Origin of the sequence: Woronichinia naegeliana WA131, from assembly GCA_025370055.1 — a bacterium.
In the GTDB taxonomy this organism is placed as follows: domain Bacteria; phylum Cyanobacteriota; class Cyanobacteriia; order Cyanobacteriales; family Microcystaceae; genus Woronichinia; species Woronichinia naegeliana.
In genome coordinates this window covers 871244-885739 of sequence record CP073041.1, presented here as the reverse complement: position 1 = coordinate 885739, position 14496 = coordinate 871244, and the positions used below count along the sequence as shown (strand labels likewise).

Below are 14496 nucleotides of genomic sequence, written 5' to 3'. Positions count from 1 at the left end.
TGTATCCTACACTACTGTTTGAATTTGGAATTGCTGATTACCGACTCAGCAATTCTAAATTTGCCCTGTAGCAAGGGTTTCAGGTTTTAGTTCGCGTAATACGGGGTAAAATTCAACGGGATTAACAAGTTCATTTTACGAGTCTTCAGGCTTTCAGGCATGGTAGTACACATAGAATTGCCCCAAAAACCCCCTTTGAAATGTTCTTTAAATCCCTAAAAGGCTTGCTGTATCTAAAACTGAGAATTGCTGTTACCGACTTGTTTCCTTGACACTTAACTCTTGATTAAGTAAGGATACAATTTCCTGTCCCACTGCCTTGTAGCGTAACCAGGCCATTGTCGAACGTGGATCAGAGTAATCTCGAATAATCACTCCTTTTTGAGAAGCACGTTCAAAGGCAACCAGTAGGGGAATTTCTGATTTAAAGAGAGGTAACTGGGCAGTTTCTAACCGTTGTCTAGCCTGATCGCCTCCTTTGGTGCGGGCATCTACTTTAGTGAGGAGAATTTTATAGCGCACATTCAACGGCTTTAGCTGTTCGACGGCTTTAAAAGTCGCATCCAGGTCTAAATGGTTGGGGGTGGTAGGAATAATCAGTAAATCGCTACCATCAGCTAAGTCCTTGAACTCATCGGCTTCAGGTCTTGCTCTGGTATCAACAATAATGTGGGGATATTTACGAATTAGACTGGTTGCCCCTGCTTGAGAGGCGACATAAAAGGGTAATTTTTCTTCCCGTGACCAAATCAGGGCTGAACGGTTGCGATCAGCATCAATCAGCAAGGTAGGGGCTTTTTGCTGGAAGAAAGCAGCTAAATGAATGGCAGTAGTGGTTTTGCCCACACCTCCTTTTAAGGCCGTAATTGCAATAATCATGATTTCTGAGCATTTTTCAAGATCTTGAATAACCGACGGCCCAAGGCATTTTCGCGCCAGACCTCCTCGTTAAACATTATCAGAAAAATGGGTTTAAAACCCCGTGCTTCTAGCACGGCTCAGCAATTCCAAATTCAGAATGTAGCAAATGATACGGAACATCAAACACTTTTGCCCTATACATCCCAATCCAACATCAAGAAGAATTAACGAGAGCCATAGGGATGGCATCATCGAGCATAAAGTCTAGAAGGTGATGCCAGCTTTCAAACAACAGATACTTGGTCAGACAAATAACATCTTGAAAAAAGCCCCGGCGAGTCCCTCGCTGAATCCGAGCCCGTTGATAGCGTTCATCGACCAGATGGAGAACAGTAGGTCATAAGAAAGCCAGAAGGTTGAGGGTCAGCAGAAAAGAGGACAAATGTTGCTTACCATGTCCAAAATTATGCTCTAAATGATAGCCCCGAGTTTTGAGAACTGAGGTGGCCCCCAAAACTGGACAGTAGTGTAAGCTCTAAATCGAAATCAGGAGAGCTATGAGCAACAAGAAAAAACAGTATGGAGCCCAGTTCAAAGCCAAAGTCGCCTTAGAACCCACATTCCGCAGGTTGTCGAAGAGGAGCACTAGTTCACGCGAGCTAGTATCGGTACTTGTGCATTGATTTCGGGCAAGGATAAAAAATGTCAATAAAGTTCTAAAATGGAGTCTTGTCTTAGATAGAATCAACAGTAAAAATGAATAACCTAAATATTAAAGACCTCGACCACTTAGGAATCGTAGCGGGAATTATAGATGAAATGGGTTTAGTAGAAATTATCGATGAGGAAGTGGGAACTCATCCTCAAGAAAAGCTCAGTGTAGGTACAATAGTAAAAGCAATGATATTAAACTGCTTAGGATGTATCAATGCTCCGTTATATTTGTTGAGTGAGTTTTTTAAAGGAAAAGCATTAGAACACCTATTAGGAGAAGGAATAAAAGCAGAAGATTTAAATGATGACAAGCTAGGAAGGTCATTGGATAAGGTATTTGGAGTGGGGGTAAAAAACCGGTTCACGAAAATAGTCCTAAAAGCGGCAGCAATCTTTGGAATAGAACAAAAGTCAAAGCATTTAGACTCAACCTCAATGTCTGTACAAGGGAAGTATAAGGAAAGGATAGAAGATGAGGAAGACGAGCAGACAAAAGCCATAAAAATAAAATTTGGTTATTCCAGAGATAAACGACCAGACCTAAAACAGTTTATGTTAAATATGATATGTAGTGGAGATGGTGGTGTCCCTCTCTTTATGCAATTAGGAGATGGCAATGAATCGGATAAAAAGGTGTTTCCCCAGATAATCAAAGACTGTCAAGAAAGGTTGAATATGGAAGGTTTATCGGTGATTGATGGAGCTTTTTATACGGCGGAAAATGTGGGCATGGCGAGGTTAATTCAATGGTTAAGTCGTGTCCCTCTGAAAGAAGCCACTGAGACTTTGGCAAATATATCAGAAGACCAATGGCAGCAGGGTGAACAGGACGGTTATCGTTGGCAAGTGAGGGCTTCGGAATATGGGGGTGAACAGCAACGATGGCTTGTGGTCGAAAGTGCTCAACGTCTCCAGTCCGATAATAAAGCTATAAGTCAAAAAATTGAGAAAGCCGATAAAGTTGTCAAAAAAGAATGGCAGAAACTTTGTGGACAGAATTTTGCTTGTGAGGCCGATGCTCTTACTGAGGCTCAACTCTGGCCAAAAACCTTGACTTATCATCAACTCAGTCAAGTTGAGGTTCAGACTATTCCTTACTATGCCAAGGGAGGAAGACCGAAACAAGGGGCTACCCCTCTCGGTTTTCATTACCGCTTAACTGGGTAATTAGGGCTTGCTGAATAAGTATAGAACCCTTGCCAGATAATGCTTTCAAGCATTTTAAAAACGATCAGGTGCAAGGTTATGGCCTTTGGAGGCTCAAAGCCCATGCACGTCGTTGGAAAACTGGGGGTTGAAATTGGAAACTACTCTCTGAAGTCACCATTTTTCGCCTCCTGTGGCATCTAGGTTCGTTTTGTGGACTTTTTCAGCAGACCCTAATTAAGCCTTGATTCCTCTTGCTTGGAAGCCGCATCTAAACGGGCTGGACGTTTTATTTTAGCTACTAATGTTCTTGATTCTCAGGTTTTGAGTCCCGACCAGATGTTGGCTGAATATAAGGCTCAACAAAACACCGAGCGCGGCTTTCGCTTTCTCAAAGACCCTTTCTTTTTTGCCTCTGCTCTTTTTCTCAAGAATCCTCAACGCATTATGGCTTTGATGATGATTATGGTTGTCTCTTTATTGGTTTATACTTTGGCACAACGTCGCCTACGACAGGCTTTGGCTCTTGCCCATCAGACTATTCCTAATCAAAAGGGTAAACCGACCGCCATTCCCACTCTGCTTTGGGTCTTTCAGTCTTTTCTGTTTATCCGTTGCAGCAATTCCAAATTCAGAATGTAGTCAAAGATACAAAAGGCTCGATGTATTTACTGGCAAGGGTTTTGCTATGAAAATTGCCAATTAATCAACTAGGAAGAATTCGAGACAGCGAGAGAAACTGAGTCATCAAGCATAAAATCTAAAAGATGATGCCAGCTTTCAAAGAACAGATATTTGGTCAAAGAGAGAATATCTTGAAAGAATCCCTTACGAGTGCCGCGTTGGACGCGAATTCTCTGGTAACGTTCATCAACCAAACCTAAAACCGTGTGCAAGAGAAAAGCTAGCAAATTCAGGGTAAGCAAAACAGAGGCGAGGTGTTGTTTACCATGCCCAAAATTATGCTCTAAGTGATAGCCTCGATTTTTGAGAATATTGTGATTCTCGTTCTCAGTACGCCAACGAGTCCGTCCAGCACGACAGACATCAAGAACGATGTGAGGGGTGAGAAAATGATTGGTAATCCAACTATTGTGATAAAGAAGTTGAGCATCGGATTCGCGGTGGATTTTTAGCTCACACCAGTTAACCAACAAAGCAGGCTGTTGGTCTCGCAGGGGAATCTGATTGAGATAACGGCAGTGCCAAATCTCGAAATACTTCCCATTCCAACGTCGGTGTTGAGTGGTTTTGACTTCTCCATTAGCTTCTAAATAGTTTAACCATTCATAGAGTGTGGGATGAGAAGTCGGTAAACAGACGAAGATAAAGTTGAAATCGTGGTCGAGACAGTGCTGACAAGTGGGCTGACGACTGTACAAGTCATCCCCTAGCAGAGTTATCTTCTGTCCCGCAAACAGACTAGCATGGTTACTTATCCAACGTTTCGCCGCATTTTGCTCACAATCTTGCTTTTCAGGACCGTCTTGAGGGGTAATAAATTCAGGGGGTAAGGAAAAAACTGATTCATGGTCTGGGGAAACAATCACGGGCAATAATGCCTGATGGAAGGGGTGCGACCTTTAGTTGATAAAAGCTGTTGTAATCAGGGTTCTACAGGGAACCCATATTGATCAAGTTTTGCCCAAAATTGACTCCATCGTTCCTTGGTCAATACCAAAGCTCGTAGGCTCAAAATAATTCCTGCTCCTTTTTCCTTCCATCGCATCCCTGAACAACATAATCGTTGTTTGACCAACGTCTTACAAGCTGCTTCCGTAACACCTGAACCAATCGGATACTTTTTCTCTATGTATTCAGCATAATCCATTTGATGCTGATGATTCTCGTAATAAGTAATCGCCGCTTGTAGTTTCTCGGTAAGATTCTTAGAATGACTTTTTTCTTCTTTGACTTCTTTCATCAGATTTAGCAGTTCTCCTGCTTTTCCTTTTTCATGCTTGAGTTCTCGACAATTTTCAGTCAACCATTCTTTTTGTTTTGACACGGTATTCGGATGCAACGCTTCTGCCAAGGCACCTAAGTAACCAGAGGCATGATAGAAATCTAATATCTGTTCTTCCGTTTGCTTTTCTAAAAACTTCCAATTTGATTCTGCCCCGTCTGCTATCCCGACCAATGTTGCCTCTGGATAACGGTTTTTCGCTCGCTCAATTTCTCTTTCTAATCTTTCTAGAAAACTCTTTTTTCCATACTCTGGTGCCGCACCTAGTGGTCTGTCAAGCTAAAGATTGTGAATTTGAGGGAAAATGGAGAGGCTATTCATTACCTCAACAGATATCGTAATAAGTAACCATGCTCAAGACCTATATTGTCCGATTAAGTCAAGAAGAACGTCAGACCCTAAAAGATTTGGTATCCATCGGCAAAGGAGCGGCTTACAAAATTAAGCACGCCAATATTCTGTTAAACATTGATGTGAATGGACAAGGATGGACGGATGAGGAAGCTGCCGCCGCCTTTAGTTGTCACCGTAACACAGTCGCCAATCTCAGGGAGCGATTGGTCAATGAAGGTGTGGAGTCAGCATTAAGCCGCAAGCCCCGCAAAACGCCGCCTCGTCAACCGATTATTGATGGAGAGGTAGAAGCAAAACTAATCGCCTTACGTTGTGGAGAACCGCCTGCTGGTCAAGCCCGTTGGACATTGAGGTTACTAGCCGACAAGGCGGTCGAGTTAGAAATTGTGCCAGCAATTAGTCACGAAACCGTGCGTCAAGTGTTAAAAAAAACGAACTAAAACCTCATCTGCGACAGATGTACGTGATTCCACCAGAAAAGAGTGCCGAATTTGTGTCTAACATGGAAGATGTTCTAGAAATTTATCACCGACCCTATGACCCCAATTGTCCAGTGATTTGCATGGATGAGCAACCTATACAATTGGTCAAAGAAACCCGCCTTCCTCTACCAGCCAAACCTGGACAGCCAGAGGCGCATGATTACGAATATGAACGCAATGGAACAGCCAATATCTTTATGTTTACAGAACCCTTGTCTGGGTGGCGAAAGACAGTTGTCAGTGAACGTAGAACATCGGTTGACTGGGCAACAGAAATTAAGAATTTACTCGATAACGACTATGCTGATAACGACAAAGTCATTTTAGTATGTGATCAGCTAAATACTCACAAACTTGCCTCACTATATGAAGCATTTGAGCCTTCCACGGCTCGTCGTCTAGTCGAACGGTTGGAAATTCACCATACCCCAAAACATGGCAGTTGGCTTAATATTGCTGAAAACGAGCTGTCCGCAATGACTCGGCAATGCCTAGCTCGTCGAATTCCAGATCGGGAAACTTTAGAGCAAGAAACAACGGCTTGGTACACTCAGCGCAATCATTCCCAAAAGTCGGTAGATTGGCAATTCACGACGGCTGAGGCTCGTATCCGTCTCAAGCGTCTTTATCCACAAATAGAAAATTGACAGACCACTAGATAGATTGTATGTTGACGTTCGCCTTCACTATCGTATAGGGAAACGGTTAACGGTTCCCACCATTGCTTCACGGTAGCCATCCTCACACATCAGCATACAGGTTCCATCTAATCCTATTCCCACTGTTGCAATTTGGCTATCCTCCTTGGGCGGGGCATAACTCCACGCTTCTTCTTTTGCCTGTACCACACTTCCTACTGCTTCACTCAATCTTTGGATATAGGATAGCGCTACTTTTCTACCATGATTTTCTAATAAATCATTTTTCACCTCTTTGCCTGCCATCCCTGACATTTTTGAGGATACCTGTTTTGCCAATAATGGCGTTGATGTTATGATTATCCTTGCTTCTCTTTCTAAGGGGCAATACGTTTTTCCTCAAAGGTGAACGCTGATATACATGACGATTCACTATAACCTCACCATAAGGTGTTTGATATTCTTTCGGTTGCTCTCCCTTACTCTTCCAGATTTCTTCACCGATTTTTAAGGGTGAACCATCTGTATCTAAATATTTCAAGGCTTCTTTGCTGGCGATGCAACCTACTTCGTTTAAGCCTTTTTGAATATTTATTTCTGTATCCAACATTGAACGACTGAGTTCTAATGTTAGTTCTATTTTTATCTTTGAACCCTCTACATTAATTAGTTTTGCTGTCATCATTGTTTCCTCTTTGTCACTTTTCATCTCATGTTAACACTTTTCTTTTCCTTCATCAACTAAAGGTCACACCCGATGGAAGATGGAAGTAGGTGACTTTTCCCTGTTTTGACGTTTTGGTTGAACAGCATGGACAATTTACTTTTTCCGAACTGTAGTAATTTGTCCCATCCATTGCTACTAGAAGATTTCCCCTCAATATTTCATAGGCTTTCAAGAATCCCATGCTCCTCAATGCTTGGTAAATTAACCCAAACAAAGGGAATAGACTACTCGCTGCTACCCCATCCACAATGTTGCGAATCTGTTCTACTGTTGGTATTTTTTCTAGTCCAAACAAGCTCTGAGCATTATCTCGCCCACAACGGCTGTTAAGCTGACGTTGGTACTCTAAAAATGACTCATTTTGCATAAAAAAGGCGGCAAATGCCCCCAGTATCGCCTCTCTTAGACTATATTTCGTTGCATTACTAACCGAACGGGGGTCATCTATCTTCCCAATGACCTCGTTTAAACAGTGAACGATTCCGTCAAAACTTAGGTCGTTTACTTCCATCTTTCTCTCTGCAAAATCAGTAGACACTTTTCTCTTTATTCATAACTTCCTATAGGTCAAAGTTTTTCTGTCTCTATTTATACCATTTGAATTTGGAACTGGACAGTGGGAAGTTTATGGATGCCAGATAAGGTAATGACTATGCGACGAAAGTAAGCATATCAGGGCTTGGGGAAGAGGCAAGTTTAGCGGTAAGGAATTTAGGCAAAAGCAGACTGGGTGGACTTTGAGGAAAAATCATTTGGGCTTGATGTTGAAGGGCTAGTTGAGCAATCCGTTCACTAGGGTAGCCATGGGATGGTAATGTCCGAAACCATCGAGGAAAATTAGCCCAAATCCCCTGGGGTAACTCTAAGGCGAGAATTTGAAGTAGCCCTAAAGCAATGGCATTAAGGTTAACAAAACGCTCAAAGGCTTCTACCTTGTTTAAAATCTGAGTCTGAACAGCTTGTGGATAGTCACTGAGGATAAGATTGCTGGGCCAGGTAGGTAAAGTAGGAAGACTCTTAAGCCAAAAACGATAGGCAAAGCTGCCCAAAAGATGGACTAATTGACGAAAAGTGACTTCAATCTTAAATCGGAGACCGTAAGCGGCAATAATCTCAGGTCCAGTCAAACAGAGATCAGTAGAAAGCAGAATCAGTCGTCGTCCGTTAGGCAATTGGGTCAGAACAAACTTGACGAGCTGATGGGGACTATCCCAGTGGAACTCAAAGCACTGATAAGAAACCGTGACTTGTTGACCATAGAGCCAGACTTTAGCTGTCGGAAAGTCCGCCGCCAGAGCGAACAGCTTTTCTAGTTTTATCGAACTCCCCCAAATCCGTGGTCGTCCTCTCCCCGTCAGCGTCGGCACGGAACAAAAGGGGGCATAGGCGACGGTGGAGCAACGCACTCTTGTGATTAGATGCAAGGCGTTCTGGCGAAAACTTTTGAGCACTGGTTCGCAAGCAAAATAAGCATCCAAAATTACATAACTCCCTGCCTCTGCGTAAGTAACACAAAGGTCAGCCATTTTTGTCACCAGGCTCGTCTTCACCTTTTTTTTGCCTTTTCCCTCCCCCTTCTCGGTTGCTTTGGACTTGATGCCATCGTCTAGCCGCAACACTAAGGGCAAGGCAAAGCAGGCTTTCCCTACTCCCACCAAAATACTCAAGGCATTGAAGTAATGACCCCTTATCCACTCTGGCTTGGACACATCTTCCGATTCTTGGTGTAGTCGTTTTACACCTGGCATCTTGCGTCCTTCTTTCCCCACTTTGATGCCATCACCCACATACACCCGTTTCCCTTTAATTCTGTATAGACTTTCATGCTGACTTAGCCACTTTGACCATTGTAAAGTTAGTCCTTCGACCCTAAACGCCTTGGAATCAAACCAATGTAGAGCCTGATTGTAGTAGCTCTCTGTTCAGCCAATGGCATTGACATAGCTAGTTATTGCGCTGGGTTGGCTGTTGAGCACTACTCCCCAGACTAACAGGATAAACCATTGGAACGTTGCTTCTCGGCTAAAGGCTGGACGGAGATTATTGAGGATTTGCTCTAGTCGCTGACATAGTTGCATAATTGATAGATAGCACTGGCTATCGATTTTCTTATATCAGCCAGTTTCGGACATAACGGCACTCTTTTGTATCGGATGTCCGATTTTCTTTTCTCCACTTACACGCCTCGAGAACTTCCCACTGTCCAGTTTGGAATTGCTGTATCCGTTGGTTAGAGATTGACGGCATTCAAACTATCGTTAATTTGACCTCCAAACACAAACATATTCTTTCCTTTCTTGGCTCTTCATGTCAAAAGTACTACTTTGTCTCTTGACTTACCTGCGGAATGTGGGTTATACTTCAAACGTTCATAATCTGAGATTTATCAAAGCGTTGAAATCGTAAGGTGAGCAAAGAATCAAGCTCCTCCTTATATTTTGCGTTAGCATCTTCAAGACATCCTGAAATTGCTGCAGAAAACTGCGTAAAATCTTCATAATATTTTGCGTATAAACACTTCTTCTTCACAAACTTCCACAGTCTTTCAATTAAATTCAAGTTAGGAGAATAAGGAGGTAAGTACAGTAACTCTATTCCTAATGATTCTGCCAACTCCTGCACAATTCGGCATTTTTGATAACGAGCATTGTCTAATACCAACGTAATCGGTATTAATAGTCCTAATTCTGCTATCTTTTCTAGGAGTTCACAAACCTGAGTTCCCGTAATATAAGAACTGTTCGTTACCATAATTACTTCATGGGTAATTGCATTTAATGCTCCTAACACATTAAAACGTTTTCTCCCTGATGGTGACTTAATAAAAATCCTTTTGAAGCACCATATAAAATTTACAAATGCTCCCATTACAAAATGAGAGGCATCTACAAAGAAAACTGCCCTTTTTCCTGCTTTTGCCTCTTCTAGCCTTGGTTCTAGCTCTTTTTCTCTATAGCTATCCTGAGCTTCTACATCTGCTTTTGATGGAATTGTTCCCACCTTTAGACACCTCATTCCTATTGACTTTAAAAATTTTCTGACTTGCGTTGGACTTCTTTTTATTCCCGTTAATTCTTCTATTCTTTTTACTGCTTCATTTATTCTTGCTGGTGGATTTGACTCAAAATATGCCTCAATTGTCCCTTGATGCTCTGTTAACTCGCTTTTCGGGCGATTAAATTTTATTTCTTTTAGTTTTTCTATCCCGCCCTCTTGATAATCACGGATATAGCTTGTCACCGTATTTACTGAAACTCCTGCGAATTGAGCAATTTTTTGATGAGATAATCCCTGACTTTTTAACCATAAAACTTCCATCTTTAGCTGTACTCTAGGATGCGGGTGATTAAACCGACCGTAAGACAACAGTCTTTTGTCTTCTTCCGTAAATTCTAACTTAATCATTTCTCAGCCTCTTGACTACTTTTTCTATTTTTACTATATTATCTCTTATTTTTAAAATTCGCAACTTGTGACCGTGTTCAGTATAGATGCAAGGCGTTCTGGCGAAAACTTTTGAGCACTGGTTCGCAAGCAAAATAAGCATCCAAAATTACATAACTCCCTGCCTCTGCGTAAGTAACACAAAGGTCAGCCATTTTTGTCACCAGGCTCGTCTTCACCTTTTTTTTGCCTTTTCCCTCCCCCTTCTCGGTTGCTTTGGACTTGATGCCATCGTCTAGCCGCAACACTAAGGGCAAGGCAAAGCAGGCTTTCCCTACTCCCACCAAAATACTCAAGGCATTGAAGTAATGACCCCTTATCCACTCTGGCTTGGACACATCTTCCGATTCTTGGTGTAGTCGTTTTACACCTGGCATCTTGCGTCCTTCTTTCCCCACTTTGATGCCATCACCCACATACACCCGTTTCCCTTTAATTCTGTATAGACTTTCATGCTGACTTAGCCACTTTGACCATTGTAAAGTTAGTCCTTCGACCCTAAACGCCTTGGAATCAAACCAATGTAGAGCCTGATTGTAGTAGCTCTCTGTTCAGCCAATGGCATTGACATAGCTAGTTATTGCGCTGGGTTGGCTGTTGAGCACTACTCCCCAGACTAACAGGATAAACCATTGGAACGTTGCTTCTCGGCTAAAGGCTGGACGGAGATTATTGAGGATTTGCTCTAGTCGCTGACATAGTTGCATAATTGATAGATAGCACTGGCTATCGATTTTCTGGCGTTGCTGACTTGAGGTATGAATCTCTAAAGATGCAATTTTTAAAACATTGACTCACACTGGTTTCTAGATGTATGCAAAATTCTATTTCATACCCTGATTAAGCAACGCCGATTTTCTTATATCAGCCAGTTTCGGACATAACGGCACTCTTTTGTATCGGATGTCCGATTTTCTTTTCTCCACTTACACGCCTCGAGAACTTCTCACTGTCCAGTTGGCTAAGCCTTTAATTTGTTTGGGAGATGGACATGATGGTATCTGGAACTTATTTCGTGAGATAGGACAGAAACATGAGCGAATTGAAATTTTGGACTGGTATCACTTAATTGAAAACCTCTATAAAGTTGGGGGGTCATTCCAGCGAATTGAGGAGGTCAAGTCTTTTCTTTGGACGGGTGAAGTGGATGCCGCTATCTCCTGTTTTGAGGGATGGTCAGAGCCTCAAGCTGAGAATTTTATCATTTATTTAAACAAGCATAAACATCGGGGCACTGGTATCGTCTAGCTAGAAGCTACAAACGTTGCAATACAAGAGGTTCAAGAAATCAGGCGAATTTGGAGTAAGTCCTCCCAAGTTAACCCCTTTTCAATTATACCGAGAGCTACAGCAGGAACTTCTCTAGTAGTAAAATGGCTGCAAACAAAGTTATGAACCATCCAGAAAATATCTAGGACTCGCTGTAATCCCACAACAGATTTAGCATAAGTATTTGTACGACGACGAAAGGCAGCTAAATAGCGTCGGATAGCACTATTAAATGCCTCAACGTGGTTGGCATGGACGTCCTTTTCTTCTGGTTTTTCTGTTGTCTCTGGATGTTCTGGTTTCGGAGTTTCTACTTTCTTTAGTTTACCCTCAGAATCTCGACGTTTACTACTCTTATTTTTTAGTCTTACTACAAGACCCTTCGGTAATACTTTGGTGGGACGACCTCGCTTTCCAGTCCTTAATACTTCGTGACAAATATTAAATAGCAGTTGACTATATCGCTTTTCTCCATCTGTAAATAACTGGAGAGATTCTGCACTCCTTTCAAATAATTCCGCTACCGTCATCATTGCTTCTAGAAATAATTTCTGCTCTTTTCGACCACATTTTAAATGCCAAATAAAGCGGCTAGCCCTGTCCATGAGCACGATTGTCCACCCCTCAGAGGCACTTGCTTCTTTATTTTTTCCAACTTTTGTGTATAGTTCATCCCCTTCTATTACTAATTTAACAAATTCATTCACTAATGCGTATAAAAATAATGTCTCTTGTAATCCTGATAATTTCTTTTCCCAATTCAATATTGTTGTTTTCGCGTAGCCGAATACTCGGGCTGCTGCATTCAATCCTATTCCTTCCATTCTGGCTTTTAATACTTTTACAATTTCACTTAATGGGGTTTCTAAGCCAGCGATTACGCTACCATAAGTCTCAGCAAAACAAGAACTACATTCTTGACAAATGAACATTTTACGTTCCCCGTTACCTTTCGTTTGATAATGAGAATGTATTTTTACATTTTCACTATAGCAATGAGGACAGTTTTTCTTGAATAAGGCATCCTCTTTCTCTTGGCACAAGCCAACATCATTCAGGATTTTCATAGAGCTTTTCTTTAATATTGACATTGTTTTCTGTTTCCTTTTTCTTTGATATAATGACAATAATAATAGTATAATAAAAACGGGCCGATGTCTAGTCTTAAACTATTTTTCTATTTTCTCAAAGCCTTACACCATAACTTTTTCCAACTTTGATCAGACGATACCAGTTCCAACATCGGATTGTCAATTATGGTTATTTGCAGGCAGAGGGCATTTCTATTGGCTCTGGCTCTGTCGAATCTCAAGTTAAACAAATTGGTCATCGTCTTAAAATTACTGGTGCGAGTTGGAATTCTGACAATGTACCACAAGTACTTCGTCATCGCTGTTCCTATTTAAATGATTACCTTTTTTGACTCTTTCATTTACCTCGTTAAGTATTTCTACTTATTGCAAAGGTGAGATGCTCCCGTTTAACTTCTGCTTTACTGCTTCCCATCAAAAAACTACCCGCAGGAATTTTGATCATCTCTAATTTGATGTTGTTAGGCAAATCTAGGATGAGGACGGGGGGATTGGGAGGACGGGGAGAGGGGGAAGATTGGGGAGTAGCAAATTGGATAACTGGGGGTTTTAAGGTTGTTAAAACCTGCTGGGCTGTCCAGCGATCTTTTGGTTCCTTAACTAAACAACCTGTCACAATTTCCCGAAAGGGTGAACCTAAATTTGCCGATAAAGTTGGCTCCTCATTTAAAACCATTCTCATTAACTCAGGTTCAATTTGAGTCGGAAAAGGATGCTGATTACTCAATAAATCATGGATTATTACTCCCAATGACCATACATCCCAGGCAGAAGAAATTTTTCCATAATAGGACTCAGGAGACATATAGGCAGGACTCCCAATTTGTTTAGTTGTATAAGTACTGGTTCCATTCTGTAAGGATCGAGAAATACCAAAATCTGCCAATTTCCAATTTTCTCCCACCCGTAAAATATTGGCAGGTTTTAAATCTCGATGAATAATTCCCTGATCGTGAATATAAGCCAACCCCTCCGCTAAATGTTGAGCCAAAGTGCTAACAAATTTTACTGCTAAAGGAGGCTTATTCACCTTAAGATAACTCTCCAAAGAATCATCCGCTAATTCCATCACTAACCCAATACATAAATCCCCATTTAGCTCTCCCTGCTCACAGGTAATGCCATTAATTAAATGAGGATGTCTGAGCCGTACCGCTAACTGTAATTCCTCAATTTGTTGATCTAACCGCTCCAGATCCACGATCACAATCTTAATCGCCACCGTTTGAATCGATCATCTCATCAGCTTGAAAAACGGCTCCATAGGCTCCACAACCCAAAAAGGCTTTGAGCAAATATTTAGAGCCAAACCATTGACCGACAGATTTTTTCCAATAACTTGTAGGGTACATAGGGGAGATGGGGGGAGACTAGGGGACTGGGAGAGAGGGAAACTAGGGAGGTCAGTTTTGGCAGTTTCACTATCATTTAATTTAGAGATAGCCATAAAATAAATGATCCGATAGCAAAAGACAGTTTTAACAAAAAGGTAAATTGTATGCTGAAAAAATCAGTAACGGAAATCAGTGAAGACCTAAAATCGCTGTACATCGAAACAGCCAAAAAACTAAAAGGTAGCGACAGGAGACAATTCATGGCACAGGTTGTACAAGGTTTGGGAATAGGGGGACAAACCTTCGCAGAACGCGAATTAGGGTGGAATAGACGAACAATCCGCAAAGGAACAGAAGAATTAACGAGTGGTCAAGCATTCATAGATGGTCGCAGCCGTAGTCATTGGTGTCAACTTAAGCCAAAATGCCTACTCACAAAAGATTAGCCTAAAAGCAGGCGGAAGTAAGAG

At 41.7% G+C, this 14496-nt stretch carries 16 protein-coding genes and 5 pseudogenes; 6 read left to right on the top strand and 15 right to left on the bottom strand.

Annotated elements, in window-relative coordinates:
• Positions 1–252 precede the first annotated feature (252 nt).
• Together KA717_04705 and KA717_04700 are read right to left on the bottom strand one after the other, a co-directional pair.
• A complete protein-coding gene (locus tag KA717_04705; GenBank protein ID UXE62155.1) occupies positions 253–879 on the bottom strand; it encodes a ParA family protein in 627 nt (208 codons plus the stop codon).
• A 196-nt stretch (positions 880–1075) separates the two neighbouring features.
• Positions 1076–1363: pseudogene (locus KA717_04700) on the bottom strand (ISNCY family transposase).
• A 254-nt stretch (positions 1364–1617) separates the two neighbouring features.
• On the opposite strand from KA717_04700, the gene KA717_04695 reads away from it, so the two are divergent.
• Positions 1618–2742, top strand: a complete 1125-nt coding sequence (locus tag KA717_04695) for an IS1634 family transposase (protein ID UXE62154.1) — start codon at positions 1618–1620, stop codon at positions 2740–2742.
• 252 nt (positions 2743–2994) lie between these two features.
• Positions 2995–3333 (top strand): annotated as a pseudogene (locus KA717_04690) (IS1634 family transposase).
• Between the two features lie 98 nt (positions 3334–3431).
• On the opposite strand, the gene KA717_04685 reads toward KA717_04690, so the two are convergent.
• Both KA717_04685 and KA717_04680 read right to left on the bottom strand, forming a co-directional pair.
• A complete protein-coding gene (locus KA717_04685; GenBank protein UXE62153.1) occupies positions 3432–4277 on the bottom strand; it encodes a hypothetical protein in 846 nt (281 codons plus the stop codon).
• A 50-nt stretch (positions 4278–4327) separates the two neighbouring features.
• Positions 4328–4861, bottom strand: a complete 534-nt coding sequence (locus KA717_04680; GenBank protein UXE62152.1) for a hypothetical protein — start codon at positions 4859–4861, stop codon at positions 4328–4330.
• A gap of 176 nt (positions 4862–5037) precedes the next feature.
• Here KA717_04680 and KA717_04675 point away from each other — a divergent pair.
• A protein-coding gene (locus KA717_04675) for an IS630 family transposase (protein UXE62151.1) occupies positions 5038–6170 on the top strand; the annotation gives its coding sequence in 2 pieces (ribosomal slippage) (positions 5038–5458 and positions 5458–6170; 1134 coding nt in all).
• Positions 6171–6209: 39 nt separating this feature from the next.
• On the opposite strand, the gene KA717_04670 is transcribed toward KA717_04675, so the two are convergent.
• The 8 genes from KA717_04670 to KA717_04635 all read right to left on the bottom strand — a co-directional run bounded on the left by KA717_04670 (position 6210) and on the right by KA717_04635 (position 11039).
• Positions 6210–6476, bottom strand: coding sequence for a hypothetical protein (locus KA717_04670; protein UXE62150.1), 267 nt, complete (start codon positions 6474–6476; stop codon positions 6210–6212).
• Complete coding sequence (locus KA717_04665) at positions 6442–6870, bottom strand: hypothetical protein (GenBank protein UXE62149.1); 429 nt, start codon at positions 6868–6870, stop codon at positions 6442–6444. The genes KA717_04670 and KA717_04665 overlap by 35 nt, the downstream gene beginning before the upstream one ends.
• A gap of 28 nt (positions 6871–6898) precedes the next feature.
• Positions 6899–7426 carry a hypothetical protein gene (locus KA717_04660; GenBank protein UXE62148.1) on the bottom strand — a complete coding sequence of 176 codons (528 nt, stop codon included), beginning with the start codon at positions 7424–7426 and terminating at the stop codon, positions 6899–6901.
• A gap of 112 nt (positions 7427–7538) precedes the next feature.
• Positions 7539–8681: a transposase gene (locus tag KA717_04655; protein ID UXE62147.1), complete on the bottom strand. Its 1143-nt coding sequence runs from the start codon at positions 8679–8681 to the stop codon at positions 7539–7541.
• A 129-nt stretch (positions 8682–8810) separates the two neighbouring features.
• On the bottom strand, positions 8811–8966 hold the full coding sequence (locus tag KA717_04650; GenBank protein UXE62146.1) for a hypothetical protein: 156 nt from the start codon (positions 8964–8966) through the stop codon (positions 8811–8813).
• A 283-nt stretch (positions 8967–9249) separates the two neighbouring features.
• Positions 9250–10293, bottom strand: a complete 1044-nt coding sequence (locus KA717_04645; protein UXE62145.1) for an IS630 family transposase — start codon at positions 10291–10293, stop codon at positions 9250–9252.
• 77 nt (positions 10294–10370) lie between these two features.
• Complete coding sequence (locus KA717_04640) at positions 10371–10754, bottom strand: hypothetical protein (protein UXE62144.1); 384 nt, start codon at positions 10752–10754, stop codon at positions 10371–10373.
• A 129-nt stretch (positions 10755–10883) separates the two neighbouring features.
• Entirely contained in the window at positions 10884–11039 is a 156-nt protein-coding gene (locus KA717_04635) for a hypothetical protein (protein UXE62143.1), read from the bottom strand.
• Positions 11040–11289: 250 nt separating this feature from the next.
• On the opposite strand from KA717_04635, the pseudogene KA717_04630 reads away from it, so the two are divergent.
• Positions 11290–11562, top strand: a pseudogene (locus KA717_04630) (ISKra4 family transposase).
• 50 nt (positions 11563–11612) lie between these two features.
• Here KA717_04630 and KA717_04625 read toward each other — a convergent pair.
• Positions 11613–12692 carry an IS1 family transposase gene (locus KA717_04625; protein UXE62142.1) on the bottom strand — a complete coding sequence of 360 codons (1080 nt, stop codon included), beginning with the start codon at positions 12690–12692 and terminating at the stop codon, positions 11613–11615.
• Positions 12693–12826: 134 nt separating this feature from the next.
• Here KA717_04625 and KA717_04620 point away from each other — a divergent pair.
• Positions 12827–13024: pseudogene (locus KA717_04620) on the top strand (ISKra4 family transposase).
• Between the two features lie 17 nt (positions 13025–13041).
• Here KA717_04620 and KA717_04615 read toward each other — a convergent pair.
• Entirely contained in the window at positions 13042–13899 is an 858-nt protein-coding gene (locus KA717_04615; protein ID UXE62141.1) for a serine/threonine protein kinase, read from the bottom strand.
• Positions 13900–13903: 4 nt separating this feature from the next.
• Positions 13904–14044, bottom strand: a complete 141-nt coding sequence (locus KA717_04610) for a hypothetical protein (protein ID UXE62140.1) — start codon at positions 14042–14044, stop codon at positions 13904–13906.
• A gap of 146 nt (positions 14045–14190) precedes the next feature.
• Between KA717_04610 and KA717_04605 the strand changes: the two are divergent.
• Positions 14191–14388, top strand: a pseudogene (locus KA717_04605) (hypothetical protein).
• Positions 14389–14496: the final 108 nt, after the last annotated feature.

Bases quoted from the DNA above. Each gene is read 5' to 3' on its own strand.
- KA717_04625 (UXE62142.1), bottom strand. From the start codon at position 12,692: ATGTCAATATTAAAGAAAAGCTCTATGAAAATCCTGAATGATGTTGGC.
- KA717_04635 (UXE62143.1), bottom strand. From the start codon at position 11,039: ATGCAACTATGTCAGCGACTAGAGCAAATCCTCAATAATCTCCGTCCA.
- KA717_04665 (UXE62149.1), bottom strand. From the start codon at position 6,870: ATGAAAAGTGACAAAGAGGAAACAATGATGACAGCAAAACTAATTAAT.
- KA717_04695 (UXE62154.1), top strand. From the start codon at position 1,618: ATGAATAACCTAAATATTAAAGACCTCGACCACTTAGGAATCGTAGCG.
- KA717_04650 (UXE62146.1), bottom strand. From the start codon at position 8,966: ATGCAACTATGTCAGCGACTAGAGCAAATCCTCAATAATCTCCGTCCA.
- KA717_04670 (UXE62150.1), bottom strand. From the start codon at position 6,476: ATGTCAGGGATGGCAGGCAAAGAGGTGAAAAATGATTTATTAGAAAAT.
- KA717_04610 (UXE62140.1), bottom strand. From the start codon at position 14,044: ATGTACCCTACAAGTTATTGGAAAAAATCTGTCGGTCAATGGTTTGGC.
- KA717_04645 (UXE62145.1), bottom strand. From the start codon at position 10,293: ATGATTAAGTTAGAATTTACGGAAGAAGACAAAAGACTGTTGTCTTAC.
- KA717_04705 (UXE62155.1), bottom strand. From the start codon at position 879: ATGATTATTGCAATTACGGCCTTAAAAGGAGGTGTGGGCAAAACCACT.